The organism is Dryocola boscaweniae, from assembly GCF_025215095.1.
Classification (GTDB): Bacteria; Pseudomonadota; Gammaproteobacteria; order Enterobacterales; family Enterobacteriaceae; genus Dryocola; species Dryocola boscaweniae.
Genome location: NZ_JALHAP010000072.1, coordinates 55,109 through 70,162, shown reverse-complemented (window position 1 = coordinate 70,162; position 15,054 = coordinate 55,109). Strand labels below are relative to the sequence as shown.

The 15,054-nt window shown below is 51.1% G+C and carries 14 protein-coding genes; 7 read left to right on the top strand and 7 right to left on the bottom strand.

From position 1 onward, the window contains the following. The first annotated feature begins 25 nt into the window (after positions 1–25). The gene (mgsA, locus tag MUA00_RS04960; protein WP_271122020.1) at positions 26–484 is read left to right on the top strand and encodes a methylglyoxal synthase; all 459 of its coding nucleotides are present in this window, start codon (positions 26–28) and stop codon (positions 482–484) included. Here mgsA and helD read toward each other — a convergent pair whose 3' ends face one another. Then, positions 485–2,539 carry a DNA helicase IV gene (helD, locus tag MUA00_RS04955; protein ID WP_271122021.1) on the bottom strand — a complete coding sequence of 685 codons (2,055 nt, stop codon included), beginning with the start codon at positions 2,537–2,539 and terminating at the stop codon, positions 485–487. Between the two features lie 130 nt (positions 2,540–2,669). Between helD and MUA00_RS04950 the strand changes: the two genes are divergently transcribed. Further along, positions 2,670–3,116: a YccF domain-containing protein gene (locus MUA00_RS04950; protein WP_271122022.1), complete on the top strand. Its 447-nt coding sequence runs from the start codon at positions 2,670–2,672 to the stop codon at positions 3,114–3,116. A gap of 21 nt (positions 3,117–3,137) precedes the next feature. Next, positions 3,138–5,273 carry a YccS family putative transporter gene (gene yccS / locus MUA00_RS04945; RefSeq protein WP_271122023.1) on the top strand — a complete coding sequence of 712 codons (2,136 nt, stop codon included), beginning with the start codon at positions 3,138–3,140 and terminating at the stop codon, positions 5,271–5,273. On the opposite strand, the gene MUA00_RS04940 is transcribed toward yccS, so the two are convergent. Further along, positions 5,270–5,884 (bottom strand): TfoX/Sxy family DNA transformation protein, encoded by a 615-nt coding sequence (locus MUA00_RS04940; protein WP_271122024.1) that lies wholly within the window; start codon positions 5,882–5,884, stop codon positions 5,270–5,272. The two genes, yccS and MUA00_RS04940, sit on opposite strands and share 4 nt — an antisense overlap. 219 nt (positions 5,885–6,103) lie before the next feature. On the opposite strand from MUA00_RS04940, the gene sulA reads away from it, so the two are divergent. Beyond that, positions 6,104–6,613 (top strand): SOS-induced cell division inhibitor SulA, encoded by a 510-nt coding sequence (sulA, locus tag MUA00_RS04935; protein WP_271122025.1) that lies wholly within the window; start codon positions 6,104–6,106, stop codon positions 6,611–6,613. A gap of 358 nt (positions 6,614–6,971) precedes the next feature. Further along, positions 6,972–8,042 carry a porin OmpA gene (gene ompA / locus MUA00_RS04930; RefSeq protein WP_271122026.1) on the top strand — a complete coding sequence of 357 codons (1,071 nt, stop codon included), beginning with the start codon at positions 6,972–6,974 and terminating at the stop codon, positions 8,040–8,042. Positions 8,043–8,128: 86 nt separating this feature from the next. Here the strand turns inward: ompA and matP are convergent, their stop codons facing one another. After that, positions 8,129–8,581, bottom strand: a complete 453-nt coding sequence (gene matP, locus MUA00_RS04925; RefSeq protein ID WP_271122027.1) for a macrodomain Ter protein MatP — start codon at positions 8,579–8,581, stop codon at positions 8,129–8,131. A 175-nt stretch (positions 8,582–8,756) separates the two neighbouring features. Here matP and MUA00_RS04920 point away from each other — a divergent pair, with 175 nt between their 5' ends. Further along, positions 8,757–10,511, top strand: coding sequence for a Lon protease family protein (locus tag MUA00_RS04920; protein ID WP_271122028.1), 1,755 nt, complete (start codon positions 8,757–8,759; stop codon positions 10,509–10,511). Between the two features lie 68 nt (positions 10,512–10,579). Next, the gene (fabA, locus tag MUA00_RS04915) at positions 10,580–11,098 is read left to right on the top strand and encodes a bifunctional 3-hydroxydecanoyl-ACP dehydratase/trans-2-decenoyl-ACP isomerase (RefSeq protein ID WP_271122029.1); all 519 of its coding nucleotides are present in this window, start codon (positions 10,580–10,582) and stop codon (positions 11,096–11,098) included. Positions 11,099–11,155: 57 nt separating this feature from the next. Here fabA and rmf read toward each other — a convergent pair whose 3' ends face one another. From rmf to pqiA, 4 genes are all read right to left on the bottom strand, one after another. Beyond that, complete coding sequence (gene rmf, locus MUA00_RS04910) at positions 11,156–11,323, bottom strand: ribosome modulation factor (RefSeq protein ID WP_167608359.1); 168 nt, start codon at positions 11,321–11,323, stop codon at positions 11,156–11,158. A gap of 269 nt (positions 11,324–11,592) precedes the next feature. Then, positions 11,593–12,159 (bottom strand): membrane integrity-associated transporter subunit PqiC, encoded by a 567-nt coding sequence (gene pqiC, locus MUA00_RS04905; protein ID WP_271122030.1) that lies wholly within the window; start codon positions 12,157–12,159, stop codon positions 11,593–11,595. Then, positions 12,156–13,796 carry an intermembrane transport protein PqiB gene (gene pqiB, locus MUA00_RS04900; RefSeq protein WP_271122031.1) on the bottom strand — a complete coding sequence of 547 codons (1,641 nt, stop codon included), beginning with the start codon at positions 13,794–13,796 and terminating at the stop codon, positions 12,156–12,158. Before pqiB ends, pqiC begins: the two co-directional genes overlap by 4 nt. Then, the gene (gene pqiA, locus MUA00_RS04895; RefSeq protein WP_271122032.1) at positions 13,786–15,054 is read right to left on the bottom strand and encodes a membrane integrity-associated transporter subunit PqiA; all 1,269 of its coding nucleotides are present in this window, start codon (positions 15,052–15,054) and stop codon (positions 13,786–13,788) included. Before pqiA ends, pqiB begins: the two co-directional genes overlap by 11 nt.

Genomic DNA, 15,054 nt, shown 5'->3' with positions numbered 1-15,054 from the left:
ACGTTAATCAATCAGGATTTTCTCCATGGAATCAACTACCCGTACTCTCGCGGCCAGGAAGCACATTGCGCTGGTGGCGCACGATCACTGTAAAGAAGCACTGCTGAAATGGGTTGAACGTCATCAACCTTCCCTGGCTAAGCATGTTTTGTATGCAACAGGCACCACGGGTAATTTGATTCAACGGGCCAGCGGGCTGGATGTAAATGCCATGCTTAGCGGCCCGATGGGTGGCGATCAACAGGTGGGCGCGTTGATTTCAGAAGGGAAAATCGATGTGCTGATCTTCTTCTGGGACCCGCTTAACGCCGTACCGCACGATCCGGACGTAAAGGCCCTTCTGCGCCTTGCCACCGTCTGGAATATTCCGGTAGCGACTAATCTGTCCACCGCTGATTTTATTATCCAGTCGCCGGGTTTTAACCAGGAAATAGATATCCTCATTCCCGACTATCAGCGTTATCTTTCTGAAAGGCTGAAATAATTAAGGGCGACTGGCCGTGGGTACGCCCAGGCGCTTAAGAATATCGACAAAATCAGAAGGCTCTTTTTTGTTAAAGAGCAGCCAAACGCGATGACGTGCACGCGTCATCGCGACATACAATAACCTCCGCTCCTCCGCATCCAGATAGTCTTCCGGTTGCGGCAGCAACGCCTGCTCCATAACCGATTCCCTGGCCGCTGCCGGAAAGCCATCTTTGCCCTGTTGTAATCCCAGCACGATAACGTAATCGGCCTGCTGCCCTTTGCTGGCGTGGATGGTCATAAAATCTATATTGAGTTTTGGCCAGCGGGTCGCCGCTTTTTCGAGGCTTGACGGACGCAAATGATGGTAACGGGCAAGCACCAGAATGCGCTGTTCTGGCTTAACGTAGCCACTTAGCTTATCAAGAAGATTGTCGAGCCTGTCGTCTGCCAGCAGCGTAACTGACTTTTTATCCCCTTTTGACAGGCTATTTAAAGGCTTAGCAAGCTGGTTGGGGTTTTGCTGAATAAAACTATTAGCAATTTCACCGATGCGATCGTTAAAGCGATAGGTGGTGTCCAACGCGCACCGATCGCCTTCGCCGAAATGATGCGCAAATGCCGTTGTAAGCGCCATTTCGGCACCGCTGAAACGGTAAATGGCCTGCCAGTCATCCCCTACAGCATAAAGAGATGTGTGAGAGTTTTGCCGGCGTAGCGCCGCCAGCAATGCCGCGCGTTGCGGGGAAATATCCTGGAATTCATCCACCAGTATGTGCTTCCATGGGCTAATAAAACGCCCTTTTTCCAGCACGTTCACCGCCTGATGAATCAGGCCGGAGAAATCTACCGCCTCTTCGGCTTTAAGCGCGCTTTTCCACGTTTTCAGTAAAGGAGCCATCAATTTCACGCGTTTTGAAAACAGGTCCCGTACTTCTTCCGGACAGGACGCGATCATTCCTGCCTGCGAACCGCCATGCATACGCATGAGCCCTAACCAACGGTCAAGCCTGCTGGCAAGACGCCTGGCTAAACGCTCATCCTGCCAATATTCGCCTTCGGGCACGTCCCATTCCAGTTCTTCGCTTAACCATTCGCGCCACCCTTTTGCCTGGGCCTTTTTCTCACGGCACTGCTGTCGCCAGCTTTCAATTAAAAGCTGATGCCGGGCGGCTGTATCCGATTCCAGCTCGCTGATGCGCGGCGCTTTTCGCCCGCCCTGCTGAATGATATGCAGCGCAAGCGCGTGAAAAGTACGCGCGGTTATTGCATCTGTATGCAGGCGTTCAGCAATTCGCTGATCCATTTCCTGGGCCGCCTGACGACCAAAAGCCAACAGCAGAATTTGATCTTCCGTCGCCTCGCCCCGTTGCAATAACCAACCTGCCCGAGCTACCAGCACGGAAGTTTTGCCGCTCCCTGCTCCCGCCAGGACTAATACGGAATCTTCGCCGTTTACCACGGCGCGCGCTTGTGAAGGATTCAGTGGAGAGCTTTCTACCTGCTGGAAAAAATCGGCATACTTTTCAAGCATGCGTTCAGTGTACGTCGCGTTGCGCTCGTCGCGGCGGCAATCGCCCTGTTCCAGCCACGCCTTGCAGTTAAGCCACGCCTCGCGGCAGTTATCAAACTCTTCAAGCCTTGCCAGGGGCAGAGGTAAAGCCGCAAATGCAGCCCTGACGTTGCGCTGTAATGCTTCCATATCGCTGCGCTTAAACCATTTTTCCTGCTGGGTGCGACGGATAATTTCGGTATGTTGTTCATTAAGCACCTGCGCTGCAACTTCACTCATCTCTACGCTCCATGTCTGCCATAGCGTATTCAGATGATGATAAAAGCGTTGGGTTTCGCCCCATTCAGTACCGTGCAGGCGCACAACTTTATCGTCCGGCAGCACAAATTCCAGTTCCCCCCAGACCAGGCCGCGTTTGATGTTAATCGCCACCAGTTGGTTGAATGGGATGAGGTATTCGTGACGATCGCCCTTTACCTCTACGCCCGCGCTCAGTAATTTCACGCGATTGTAAGGATGCTGTGCTAAATGTTTGCCTAGGGAGGTCGCTTTGAGTTCCATTACGCTTTGTCTGCTCAAGGAAAGAAGTTGTCGCTAAGTTTACCCGCCGAAGGAATGACGCTCCAGAGTAAAAACGCGTTACAATTGCTGCGGTTATTTATTTTATGACATTTACCAACGAAGAGTGCTTATGCGTACAGTCCTTAATGTGTTGAACTTTGTGCTGGGTGGTTTCCTGACGACCCTCTCCTGGTTACTGGCCACTCTCGTCAGTATTATCTTTATTTTCACGCTCCCGCTGACTCGTTCCTGCTGGGAAATAACTAAGCTTTCCTTCGTGCCGTACGGCAATGAAGCTGTTCATGTCGACGAACTCAACCCGCAGGGCAGAAGTGCGATAATGAATACGGGCGGCACCTTATTGAATATATTCTGGCTGGTCTTCTTCGGCTGGTGGCTTTGCGTGATGCACATTCTCACGGGTATCGCGCAATGTATTACTATCATCGGCATTCCGGTGGGAATCGCGAATTTTAAAATCGCCGCCATTGCCCTGTGGCCTGTCGGCCGTCGCGTAGTTTCCGTTGAAACTGCACAGGCGGCGCGAACTGCAAATGCGCAGCGTCGTTTTCAGTAATGCAGAGGAAATTACGAGCTAATGCTTAGTCCCTTACTGCGCCGCTACACCTGGAACAGCACCTGGCTTTACAACCTACGTATTTTTATTGCCCTCACCGGTACGGCTGCTCTGCCGTGGTGGCTGGGTGAGGTCAAACTTACTATTCCCTTGACGCTTGGCGTGGTTGCAGCAGCACTGGCGGATTTGGATGATCGGCTGACCGGACGTCTGCGAAATCTGTTGATTACGCTGGTAAGCTTCTTCATTGCTTCAGCATCCGTAGAATTGCTGTTCCCCTGGCCGTGGCTGTTCGCATTGGGGCTGATGCTTTCTACCAGCGGTTTTATTCTGCTGGGCGGGCTGGGGCAGCGTTACGCAACGATAGCCTTTGGCGCGTTGCTTATCGCTATTTATACGATGCTCGGCATATCTTTATATGAGCACTGGTATCAGCAGCCTTTACTCCTGTTAGCTGGCGCCGTGTGGTACAACCTGCTCACGCTTGCCGGACATCTTATCTTCCCGATACGGCCACTGCAGGATAATCTGGCCCGCTGCTATGACCATCTGGCGCAGTATCTGGAAATTAAAGCAACGCTGTTCGACCCTGATATCGAAGAGGAAAGTCAGGCGCCAATGCTGGAGCTGGCGATGGCTAACAGCCAGCTAGTGACCACGTTGAACCAAACAAAAGCATCGCTGTTGACTCGCTTACGTGGCGATCGCGGGCAGCGAGGCACCCGACGCACCCTGCACTATTATTTTGTCGCCCAGGATATCCACGAGCGGGCCAGCTCTTCACATATTCAGTATCAGGCCCTGCGGGATAAATTTCGCTACAGCGACATTATGTTCCGTTTCCAACGCCTGTTAACTCTGCAATCACAGGCTTGCCAACAGCTTTCACGCTCTGTACTTCTGCGCGTACCCTATCAGCACGATCCAAGGTTCGAACGGGCCTTTACCCACCTTGATGCGGCAATCGAAAGGGTAAATGCGGCAGGTTCTTCAGGGAGCGAAATGAAAGCGCTGGGTTACCTGATGAGTAACCTGCGCGCCATTGATGCACAGCTTGCCACAATCGAATCCGAGCAGGCTCTGGCCGCCCCACAAAATGATATTGAGAACCGGCTTGCTGACGACAAACTTACGGGCTTTGGTGATATCTGGCTGCGTCTTACCCGCAACCTGACGCCTGAGTCCGCATTGTTCCGTCACGCTGTTCGTATGTCGGTGGTTCTTTGTATGGGATACGCTTTTATCCAGTTTACGGGCCTGCAACACGGTTACTGGATTCTGTTAACCAGTTTGTTTGTCTGCCAGCCGAACTACAACGCCACCCGCAGAAGGCTTGCTTTGCGTATCATCGGTACGCTCGTTGGCGTGGCGATAGGTTTACCTATCCTGTGGTTTGTTCCTTCTCTGGAAGGCCAACTGATTCTGATTGTCATTACCGGCGTATTGTTCTTCGCGTTTCGTAATGTCCAGTACGCGCATGCCACCATGTTCATCACTCTGCTTGTACTGCTGTGTTTCAATCTGCTCGGGGAAGGTTTCGAAGTCGCGTTTCCACGCGTGATTGACACGCTGCTTGGCTGTGCGATCGCATGGGCTGCGGTTAGTTTTATCTGGCCAGACTGGCGTTTTCGCCGCCTTCCTCTGGTTGTAGAACGTGCGTTTAACGCCAACTGCCGTTATCTGGACGCTATTCTTGAGCAATACCATCAGGGACGAGATAATCGCCTCGCATATCGTATAGCGCGCCGTGATGCTCACAACCGCGATGCGGATCTCGCGTCGGTGGTTTCTAATATGTCTTCAGAACCCCGTGTCTCACCTGAAACTCGAGAAACCGCATTTCGTTTATTGTGTCTCAACCATACTTTTAACAGCTATGTGTCAGCGTTGGGGGCGCATCGTGAAAAGCTCGATAATGATGAGATCCTGCTGCTGCTGGATGATGCTGTCTGTTACGTTGATGATGCGCTTCACCATTTACCCGCCGATGAACAACGAGTGCAACAGGCGCTCATGGGGCTATCGGAAAGAATTGCTCATATCGATCCGTGCCCTGATACAAAGGAGCCGCTTGTGCTTCAGCAAATTGGCCTGCTGGTTTCTCTCTTGCCAGAAATATCGCGTCTCCAGCAGCATATTGCACACCACATCGATTAACGTCTGCGTCGTTGCTCGTAGCGATGATACCAATCCAGCAGCTCCTGACGGGTCACTGCCGGGAGCGCTGCTTCATGAATGCCTGAGATGGCGCCCGCCAGGGCGAGAAGGATTTTTACCCCAACAAATTTCTTAACGCTGCGCAGTTTTATCCATGAACGCTTGGCACCATATGCCTGTAAGGTGCGTAAATCCGCGATTCCCGCCTCCCATAGCCATATCTCGATATTTACTGAAAGATTAGGCAGATCCTTAAGTCGCCGTTGGGTTTTACGGATTGATTTTTCACGACGAGCATTAGCGAGCGCATTCGAAGAAAGCTCAAGCAACTTGTCCGGATCCTGCCAAAGTTCTTCATCCACCTGATAGTAATTAAGCACAATAGGTCTCCCACGTTTGTTGAAAATAAGCGGCGGAGCGGCTTTGTTGACGAAATATGTTTCGCTATCCTCACATGCTCGTAAGTAAAGCTCTCCCTCCGCTACCATTGCAAACACGACATTCCCGATAGCCAGGCTATAACCGCCAAACTGCGAGCGATAGTCAATATCGCCCAGCGGCGCGAGGTATTCCTGAGATTTATGAATCCTGTCATATGATTTAAATTTCATGAACAAATCCTTGATTATCATGAACTAAACACCGGATTTATTATTTACCGGTTCCTCTAACAGAACAATAATTAACCTGATTGCTGGCTGCAATCACAATTTAGCAATTCCGGGAACTTCATAAAAATTTTGCGAGTTGCTTTCAGAAATTTAGATTGATCTTTGCTCGTACAGGCATTACTGTATAAACATACAGTAACCCATCAGGCGGGATTCACTATGCATACACCAAACTATCGTACTCATATTGCCAGCAGCTCATCCGTTGCGCTTACTCCTGCGGAATCCTTTGCAGGAAACGATGCCAGAGGGTTGATTAGTGAAGTGGTTTACAGTGAAGATCAGCCGTGGATGACTCAAATGGTTTTATTACCTTTGCTGCAGCAGCTTGGTCAGCAGTCTCGCTGGCAGCTTTGGCTAACGCCGCAACAGAAATTAAGTCGGCAGTGGGTGCAGGCATCGGGATTACCTCTCACAAAAGTGATGCAGGTTAGCCAGTTAGATCCACTTTTCACAGTTGATGCTATGGTAAAAGCACTGCAGACAGGAAATTACAGCGTGGTTATCGGTTGGTTATCTGAAGAACTGACTGATGAAGAGTATTCTCGCTTCTCAAATGCAGCCGAAAAAGGCAACGCGATCGGGTTTATTATGAGACCAACCAGGGCATCTGGCTCCGGTTGCAGACCACGTACAGGTCTAAAAATTCATTCTAGTTTGTATCATTAAGTAAATTTAAGATAAATCCAGGCATTTTTTCTTCGAAAATTACAACGCCTTGTCATTTATCACGAATCCCCTTCGCAAGCCGCTTCTGACGCCACTCTGAACGAAACGGCGTGGCTGAAATACAAGCAGAGCTGTTACTAAATGTGTATGCAAGTCGTTTTTTTTCATATGCCTGACAGAGTTCACACTTGTAAGTTTTCAACTACGTTGTAGACTTTAGCTCGCCAGGGTTGCTCTTCATAACGCCGACTAATCGGTAGAGTAACAATTGAGCGTAAACCCGGGCGAAGGATTTAACCCTGGGCTTTGACGATGTTTAAGGCTCATGGCCTATTTGGATGATAATGAGGCGCAAAAAATGAAAAAGACAGCTATCGCGATTGCAGTGGCACTGGCTGGCTTCGCTACCGTAGCGCAGGCCGCACCGAAAGATAATACCTGGTACGCAGGTGGTAAACTGGGCTGGTCTCAGTTCCATGATACTGGCTTCTACGGTAACGGTTTCCAGAACAACAATGGCCCTACCCATGAAAGCCAGCTGGGCGCAGGTGCCTTCGGTGGTTATCAGGTTAACCCGTACGTTGGTTTTGAAATGGGTTATGACTGGTTAGGTCGTATGCCATACAAAGGCAGCGTTGATAACGGTGCTTTCAAAGCTCAGGGCGTTCAACTGACAGCTAAACTGAGCTACCCAGTAGCTGACGATCTGGATGTTTACACTCGTCTGGGTGGTATGGTTTGGCGTGCAGATGCTAAAGGCAACTACGGTTCTACCGGCGTTACCCGTAGCGAGCACGATACTGGCGTTTCCCCAGTATTCGCAGGCGGCGTTGAGTGGGCAGTTACCCGTGATATCGCAACTCGTCTGGAATACCAGTGGGTTAACAACATCGGTGACGCGCAAACTGTTGGCACTCGTCCAGACAACGGCATGCTGAGCCTGGGTGTTTCCTACCGTTTCGGTCAGGAAGAAGCTGCTCCAGTTGTAGCTCCAGCTCCGGCTCCAGCTCCAGAAGTACAGACCAAGCACTTCACTCTGAAGTCTGACGTTCTGTTCAACTTCAACAAATCTACTCTGAAACCTGAAGGTCAACAGGCACTGGATCAGCTGTACACCCAGCTGAGCAACCTGGATCCGAAAGATGGTTCTGTTGTTGTTCTGGGCTTCACCGACCGTATCGGTTCTGACCAGTACAACCAGAAACTGTCTGACCAACGTGCACAGTCTGTTGTTGATTACCTGATCTCTAAAGGTATCCCGGCTAACAAGATCTCCCCACGTGGTATGGGCGAATCTAACCCGGTAACTGGCAACACCTGTGATAACGTAGCGCCACGCGCTAAACTGATTGATTGCCTGGCTCCAGATCGTCGCGTAGAGATCGAAGTTAAAGGTATCAAAGACGTTGTAACTCAGCCTGCGGCATAAGTTACCGTTATAAAAAAACCCCGCTTCGGCGGGGTTTTTTATTATCTGAAGAAAGCAAAATCGCGACAAATGGATCAGGAAACGTTTTATTCCTTGCCAAGTAAAGCCTGCAGATCCTGTTTCAGGTTCGACATCTGACTGGCGTATTTCTCTTTACGCTCCGCATCTTCAATCAACTGCACTATGGTTTCAGAAAGCGTGCAACCGCGACGTTGAGCAAGCCCTGCCAGTCTTTGCCAGACCAGATATTCCAGATCGATGGATTTCTTACGAGTATGCTGATGTTCCGCATTAAAGTAGCGTTTACGGCGGGCGCGTATAGTTTGCTTCATGCGATTATGAAGCACTGGATTCATATGCTGTCCGATCCAGCTCAGCACCTGTACAGGTTCGTTTTCAAGGCTTAGCAGCGCATCTACGGCCTCTTTTGCCGCACTGGCTTCGATATACCGTGTAATAAGCTCACCTTCACGGTGTTTCTTCACCAGATATTTCCACTTCCAGCCGCTCTCGAGATTTTCTAACTGTTGATATTTCATCGCGATCTCAGTGTGACCGTGTAACTTACATCAGGATAACAGTTTTTACCGCTTTCGCTCACCTGAAAAATTAAAGCTGTGAGCCGGGTAAACCTGTAATCGAGCATTAACCGTGTGCTGCCCGGCCTATTCTTGTATAATCGCGCCTTTGACATCTAATTAATAAATAGCGACTTTGACGACTAATCGACTTGAATGGCGTGCCCTTGTTCCCGATACCGAGAGTTATCAGGAACTGTTTGCGCAGCCTTATGACACCGACTCTGCTCCCTTCTCCTCTGTCCAGTCACGGCTGTTTTACGGCCTGGAACAGCTGAGCCAACCGGTAGCCTCGGCTGATCTGATGCTGGTAAAAGCCGCTGAAGAGTCCGAGTACCTTAACCTTATTGCCGCCGCCGCGCGTGAAGTCTGGCAGACTGCCGAAACGTTGACCGGCGGTCATTATGTGATTGAAGGCAGCCGCGTCACGCTCCGTCCAGCGCAGGAAAATGATGAAGCCTTTACAGGTCATGGCGACGTTGTCGTTGCTGACTGGGTTGAAGCCGAGCAGCTTTTTGGCTGCGTTCGCCAGTTCGCCGGGGAGATAAACCTGACGCCTGGCGTCATTCACCGTGCTAATGGCGGCGTGCTGGTGCTCTCTTTACGCAGCGTGCTGGCGCAACCTCTGCTTTGGTTACGCCTTAAACAAATGGTCACCCAGAAACGTTTCGACTGGATTTCGCCTGATGAAACGCGTCCGCTGCCGGTAAGCATTCCCTCTTTGCCGCTGGAGTTGAAGCTTATTCTTGTAGGTGAACGCGAATCTCTGGCTGATTTTCAGGATATGGAGCCTGAGTTGGCTGAGCAGGCCATTTACAGCGAGTTTGAAGAAAACCTGCAAATTACCGCTCCGGAAGATATTGCGCTGTGGCGCCAATGGATCCACGCGACTGCGCAAGCGAAGCAACTTCCATCGCCTGCTCAGGATGCATGGACCGTCCTGATTCGCGAAGCCGTGCGTTATACCGGCGATCAGGAAACGTTGCCATTATGCCCTTTGTGGCTCACCCGGCAGTTGCGTGAAGTTGCCGCCTTCACTGAGGAAGATACCTTCAGTGGAGAACAACTTACACAAATGCTGATACAGCGCGAATGGCGCGAAGGTTACCTTGCTGAACGCATGCAGGATGAGATTCTGCTTGAGCAAATTCTTATCGAAACCGAAGGCGAAATGGTTGGGCAAATCAACGCGCTGTCGGTGATTGAATTCCCGGGCCACCCCCGCGCTTTTGGTGAGCCTTCACGTATTAGCTGCGTCGTACATATTGGCGACGGCGAGTTCACAGACGTTGAGCGCAAAGCTGAGCTAGGCGGTAACATCCACGCCAAAGGCATGATGATAATGCAGGCGTTTTTAATGTCTGAGCTGCAGCTAGAACAGCAAATTCCTTTCTCCGCTTCCATCACTTTTGAGCAGTCATACAGCGAAGTCGACGGCGACAGCGCTTCAATGGCCGAGCTTTGCGCGCTGATAAGCGCCCTGGCAAACGTTCCTATTTATCAGCATATAGCGGTAACGGGCTCCGTCGATCAGTTTGGTCGGGTACAGCCGGTTGGCGGTTTGAATGAAAAAATTGAAGGTTTCTTCCGTATTTGCCAGCAGCGAGAGCTGACCGGGCTACAGGGCGTTATTATTCCTGTGGCTAACGTACGTCATCTTTGCCTGCATCAGGATGTGCTGGATGCGGTAGAAAAAGGACAATTCACTATTTGGGCCATTGACGATGTTGCAGATGCGCTACCCTTATTAACGAATTTGCCATGGGATGGCGAAGGACAAAATACGCTGATGCGTGCGGTCCAGGAGCGAATCGCTCAGGCCTCCGCTCAGGACATTCGGCACCGCTATCCCTGGCCGCTGCGTTGGCTCAACTGGTTCAACCACAACTGATCGGACTTGTTGAGCGTACACGTGTTAGCTAACCTGCGTGCTTCTTTATAAAAAGGCTTACTGTAGACATGGTAGATAAACGCGAATCCTATACAAAAGAAGATCTTCTTGCCTCTGGTCGTGGCGAACTGTTTGGTGCTGAAGGCCCACGCTTACCCGCGCCACCCATGCTGATGATGGACCGCGTGGTCAAAATGACCGAAGACGGCGGTAACTTCGATAAAGGTTACGTTGAAGCTGAATTAGATATTAATCCAGATTTGTGGTTCTTCGCTTGCCACTTTATCGGCGATCCGGTGATGCCTGGCTGTCTGGGCCTGGATGCAATGTGGCAACTGGTAGGCTTTTACCTCGGCTGGCTGGGCGGCGAAGGTAAAGGTCGTGCGCTTGGCGTGGGTGAAGTTAAGCTTGCAGGACAAATCCTGCCTGCCGCGAAAAAAGTTACCTATCGTATCCACTTCAAGCGCGTCATTAATCGTCGCCTGATTATGGGCATGGCAGACGGTGAAGTGCTGGTCGATGGCCGTGTGATTTATACCGCCACCGACATGAAAGTGGGCCTCTTCAAAGACACCACCGCTTTCTAATCCCCGAAAACGTGAAACCTCCGCGGCGCGGAGGTTTCTTTTCTAAAGAGACAGTGATTATGCGGTAACCGCCCTGTCTTCCATGGCTTCTCGCCAGCCTCCCATCCAGTACGACCTCTGATTTAGTGCCTGATAAGGACATATCTCTTTGGAGCGTCCGGCGATACCTGCTTGATAACCACGTTGATGAGCCCGTTCCAGGCGATCTCGTTTTTGTCTCTTCATGCCTCGTTTCCCTCATTTCTTGATCTATCAAATGGATCTGGTGGAAAGAAAACAGTGATTACAAAATGTGCAATCACATCTAACGAATACCCGTAAATGATGGCATCGTCAATGCGCAAAATTCACGCCAGTGTCATAAATGTGAGCTACGCGGGATATCATTTGTACAAAAAATGTGATGTCGCACAGGTAATAGACTCAGGATAAAAGAAAAGCTGCGCTTCGCGATTAAAACGAAGAACGCAGCTTTTTTGTGCGATAAGGCAAAATTAATTCAGACGAGTTAACTGGCTTGCTATGCTCTGAGCCTCTTGCTGCCACACCTGGGCCAGAGTTTTGACCATCGCATCGTAGCCATCTTCTTGCTGTTTCAGTTCAAGATGGAACGGGCGTTTTATCAGTTGTCCCTGATGATTGAGCAACCACTCGCCGCTGACGATAACTTTGCCGTCGTAGCGGCCGTGGAAGCCCGTGACGTTCACATTCAGAATATCCTGATCGTTGCCCAGCGGCTGAGAAGCGACCACCCAGCCGGGTAAGGCGCTGCTGAGATTGCTTACCAGAGTATTACGCAGTTGCTGATCCAGCGGGCTTGCCCATAAATTGCTGGTTGCGATAACGAACTGCACATCGCTGGTCTGATAAACCACGCCGTTACCGGCGAGGTAATCAGGAACCGCAACCTGCTCTACCCACAAAAGATGGGTTCCAGGCTGGCTTGCAGCCTGCATAGCAGGCATAGAGCTTTGAGGAAGCTGGTAATACGTTTTGCCGTCGTCGCTGCTGCTACAGGCGCTCAACGCCAGCGCCGCGATAACCGTTAGCCACTTTTTCATTCTTTAGCCCTCTTCGGCTGGGGATCCTTTTTATCCTTCGCCTCAAAGATCAGCGAATTGCTCTTATCATTCAGCGTGCGCAGCACCGGTTGAAGTTCACGCAGAACCTGATCAAGACGCTGCATGTCCGCCACCATCTTGTTATAGGCCGCGGAACCCGGCTGGAAGCCCTGCATGCTGCGGTTCAGTTCACGCAGCGTTGATTGCATATTTTCCGGCAGCGACTGGGTTGACTGGTTGTTCATTAACTTGTTCAGGCTATCAATCGTTTGTTGTAAGCGCTGCATGGTGCGCTGGCTTTCAGCAAGCGATTTAGTGGTCTGCTCAATCATCGGGTTAAGCGGTAAATTGTTAATTTTATCCAGCGTATCCAGCAGCCGCTGCTGAATCTGCGCAAGCCCGCCGCTTACCGTAGGAATAATTGGATAGCCGCTAAAGCTCTTCATTCCGGTCATTGTTTCGGCCTTCGGATAGAAGTCGAGATCGATGTACAACGCGCCGGTTAACAGATTGCCGCTCTTGAGCGAGGCGCGCAGGCCACGTTTGAGGAAGGCAGTCATATTCTCCTGAATGTTGGTATCTCCGCCGATGACATTTTGTAGGCGCTCAGGTTCGATGCGGATCAGAATCGGAATGCGGAAATCATCGTTCAGAGCCTGTCGCATTCCCGGCGTAAAGAACGGAACCTGGGCCACGGTGCCCAAACGAATGCCACGGAATTCTACAGGCGCGCCCGGCTGCAGGCCGCGAATAGAATCTTTAAAGAACATCAGATAATCAATGTGCTGGGTATACAGCGAATCCTGAATGCTTCTCTGATCGTCAAAGAGCTTATAATCCGCACCCGGCTGCGCAGGCTGTCCCAGTTCCCATCCTTCGGGTACGTCAAAGCTAACCCCGCCGCTAAAGAGCGTGGCAAGCGAGCCCATTTCAACGCGCATGCCCTGCGAAGACATATCCACGGCAATACCGCTGTCTTTCCAGAAGCGCACATTGCTGGTCACCAGCCGGTCGTTAGGCGCACTAATAAAGAGCTGATAGCTGATGCGACGTTTAGCTGCATCGAAAGTGCTGGTCTCGACTGACCCTACACGATAGCCCCGGAACAAAACCGGATCGCCCGGATTGAGCTGCCCTGCTTTATCGCTGTCAAGCGTAATGCGGATACCTTTCGCGTCAGGCGAAGCCAAAGGCGGTGAGTCGAGTAGCTCGTAACGATCGGGTTTTGGCCCTTTGGTACCCGGCTGCAGTTCAATATAGGCGCCTGAAAGCAACGTACTCAGTCCAGAAACGCCACCGCGTCCCACCTGTGGCTTCACAACCCAGAATACCGAGTCTTTATGCAGCAGCTTTTCCATGCCGGAATTCAGCCGAACTTTAATTTCAACATGCAATAAATCATCGGAAAGCACCGCGCTTTCGACCACGCCCACATCGACGCTGCGGCTCTTGATGGTCGTTTTTCCACCTTCAATACCTTCGGCATTGGTGGTTATCAGGGTCACTTCCGGCCCCTGATGGCTGTAATGGTAAAACAGGATCCACGCGCCGATAAGCGCGGTCACGATGGGGAAAATCCACACCGGGGACCAGTTTTTCACCTGCTGCACTTTTGCTTCCCCGCTTTTATTTTCCATGCTCAGACGACTCCTCATGAGTTGAATCTGGTGCGCGATCCCAGGACAAGCGAGGGTCAAAGGTCATCGCAGCAAACATTGTCAAAATAACTACCAAAGCAAACATTATCGCGCCAATCGCCGGATAGATGTTCATTAACGCCCCCATCCTCACCAGCGCAGAAAGCACGGCAATAACAAAAACGTCAATCATTGACCAGCGGCCAACAAATTCAACCACTTCATATATCAAATGCATCCGCTCGCTGTCGCGTCTGCCGTGGCCTTTCGCATCCCAACACAGCCAGGCGATGGCGATCATTTTTAGCGTCGGCACCATAATACTGGCGATAAAAATAACCATCGCAACGGGGAAAGAGCCTTCATTCCACAGCAGAATAACCCCGGCGAGAATAGTAGAGGAATATTTGCTGCCCAGTACCTCGGTGACCATAATCGGCAGAATATTCGCCGGCAGGTAAAGCATAATGGAGGTAACCAATAGCGCGAGCGTCCACTGCAAACTGTGCTTTCGCCTTATATGCCCTTTAGTTTCGCAACGCGGGCAAACCAGTTGATTCTCGGGCACTATCGCTGTGCAGCAAGGACAGGAACGTAACCCCTGGTGGATACCCGACACGCCTGGTTTTAACGGCTGTTCAACGGCAGGCATAGGCGCGAGATCGTCCCAAAGCCAGCGTCTGTCCACGCATTGAAAAGCCCTTAGCTGCAGAATGCAGAACAAACACCACGGCACGAAGCTGCTGCCCACGCCGATATCGCCATAGGCCATCAATTTGACGAAGCTCACCAGCACGCCGGCCAGGAAAATTTCCGCCATTCCCCAGGATTTAAGCTGAAACAGCGTACGCGCCATTCTACGTTGCAAAACCGCAGGCAGCGTGGCCCGGTTGACTAACAGCAAAATGGTGATCAGACAAAAAGTCGGCACCGCCTGAACGAACAACATAAAGAATGTCCCAAGGCTTGCGTAATCTTCAGAAAACATCACGCCCGGGATGTCCAGCAGCGTGACTTCGCTGCTGACGCCGGCGACATTCATATTGATAAATGGGAAAAGGTTGGCCAGCAAAAGCATAAACAGAGCCGAAAGCGCATAGGCTGTCGGCCGCTGACGCGGAGAGGGCCATTGAGTGATTAGCGTTGTGCCACAGCGTGGGCAGGTGGCCTTATGGCCGTCCTGCAATGCAGGCATTGACACCAGCAAATCACATTGTGGACACAATATGTGCGAACGAGGATGATGCGTGGCACACAT

Coding starts and splice junctions, on each gene's coding strand:
- yccS (WP_271122023.1), top strand. CDS start 3,138: ATGCTTAGTCCCTTACTGCGCCGCTACACCTGGAACAGCACCTGGCTT.
- fabA (WP_271122029.1), top strand. CDS start 10,580: ATGGTAGATAAACGCGAATCCTATACAAAAGAAGATCTTCTTGCCTCT.
- pqiC (WP_271122030.1), bottom strand. CDS start 12,159: ATGAAAAAGTGGCTAACGGTTATCGCGGCGCTGGCGTTGAGCGCCTGT.
- matP (WP_271122027.1), bottom strand. CDS start 8,581: ATGAAATATCAACAGTTAGAAAATCTCGAGAGCGGCTGGAAGTGGAAA.
- helD (WP_271122021.1), bottom strand. CDS start 2,539: ATGGAACTCAAAGCGACCTCCCTAGGCAAACATTTAGCACAGCATCCT.
- pqiA (WP_271122032.1), bottom strand. CDS start 15,054: ATGTGTGCCACGCATCATCCTCGTTCGCACATATTGTGTCCACAATGT.
- MUA00_RS04950 (WP_271122022.1), top strand. CDS start 2,670: ATGCGTACAGTCCTTAATGTGTTGAACTTTGTGCTGGGTGGTTTCCTG.
- ompA (WP_271122026.1), top strand. CDS start 6,972: ATGAAAAAGACAGCTATCGCGATTGCAGTGGCACTGGCTGGCTTCGCT.
- pqiB (WP_271122031.1), bottom strand. CDS start 13,796: ATGGAAAATAAAAGCGGGGAAGCAAAAGTGCAGCAGGTGAAAAACTGG.
- sulA (WP_271122025.1), top strand. CDS start 6,104: ATGCATACACCAAACTATCGTACTCATATTGCCAGCAGCTCATCCGTT.
- rmf (WP_167608359.1), bottom strand. CDS start 11,323: ATGAAGAGACAAAAACGAGATCGCCTGGAACGGGCTCATCAACGTGGT.
- MUA00_RS04940 (WP_271122024.1), bottom strand. CDS start 5,884: ATGAAATTTAAATCATATGACAGGATTCATAAATCTCAGGAATACCTC.
- mgsA (WP_271122020.1), top strand. CDS start 26: ATGGAATCAACTACCCGTACTCTCGCGGCCAGGAAGCACATTGCGCTG.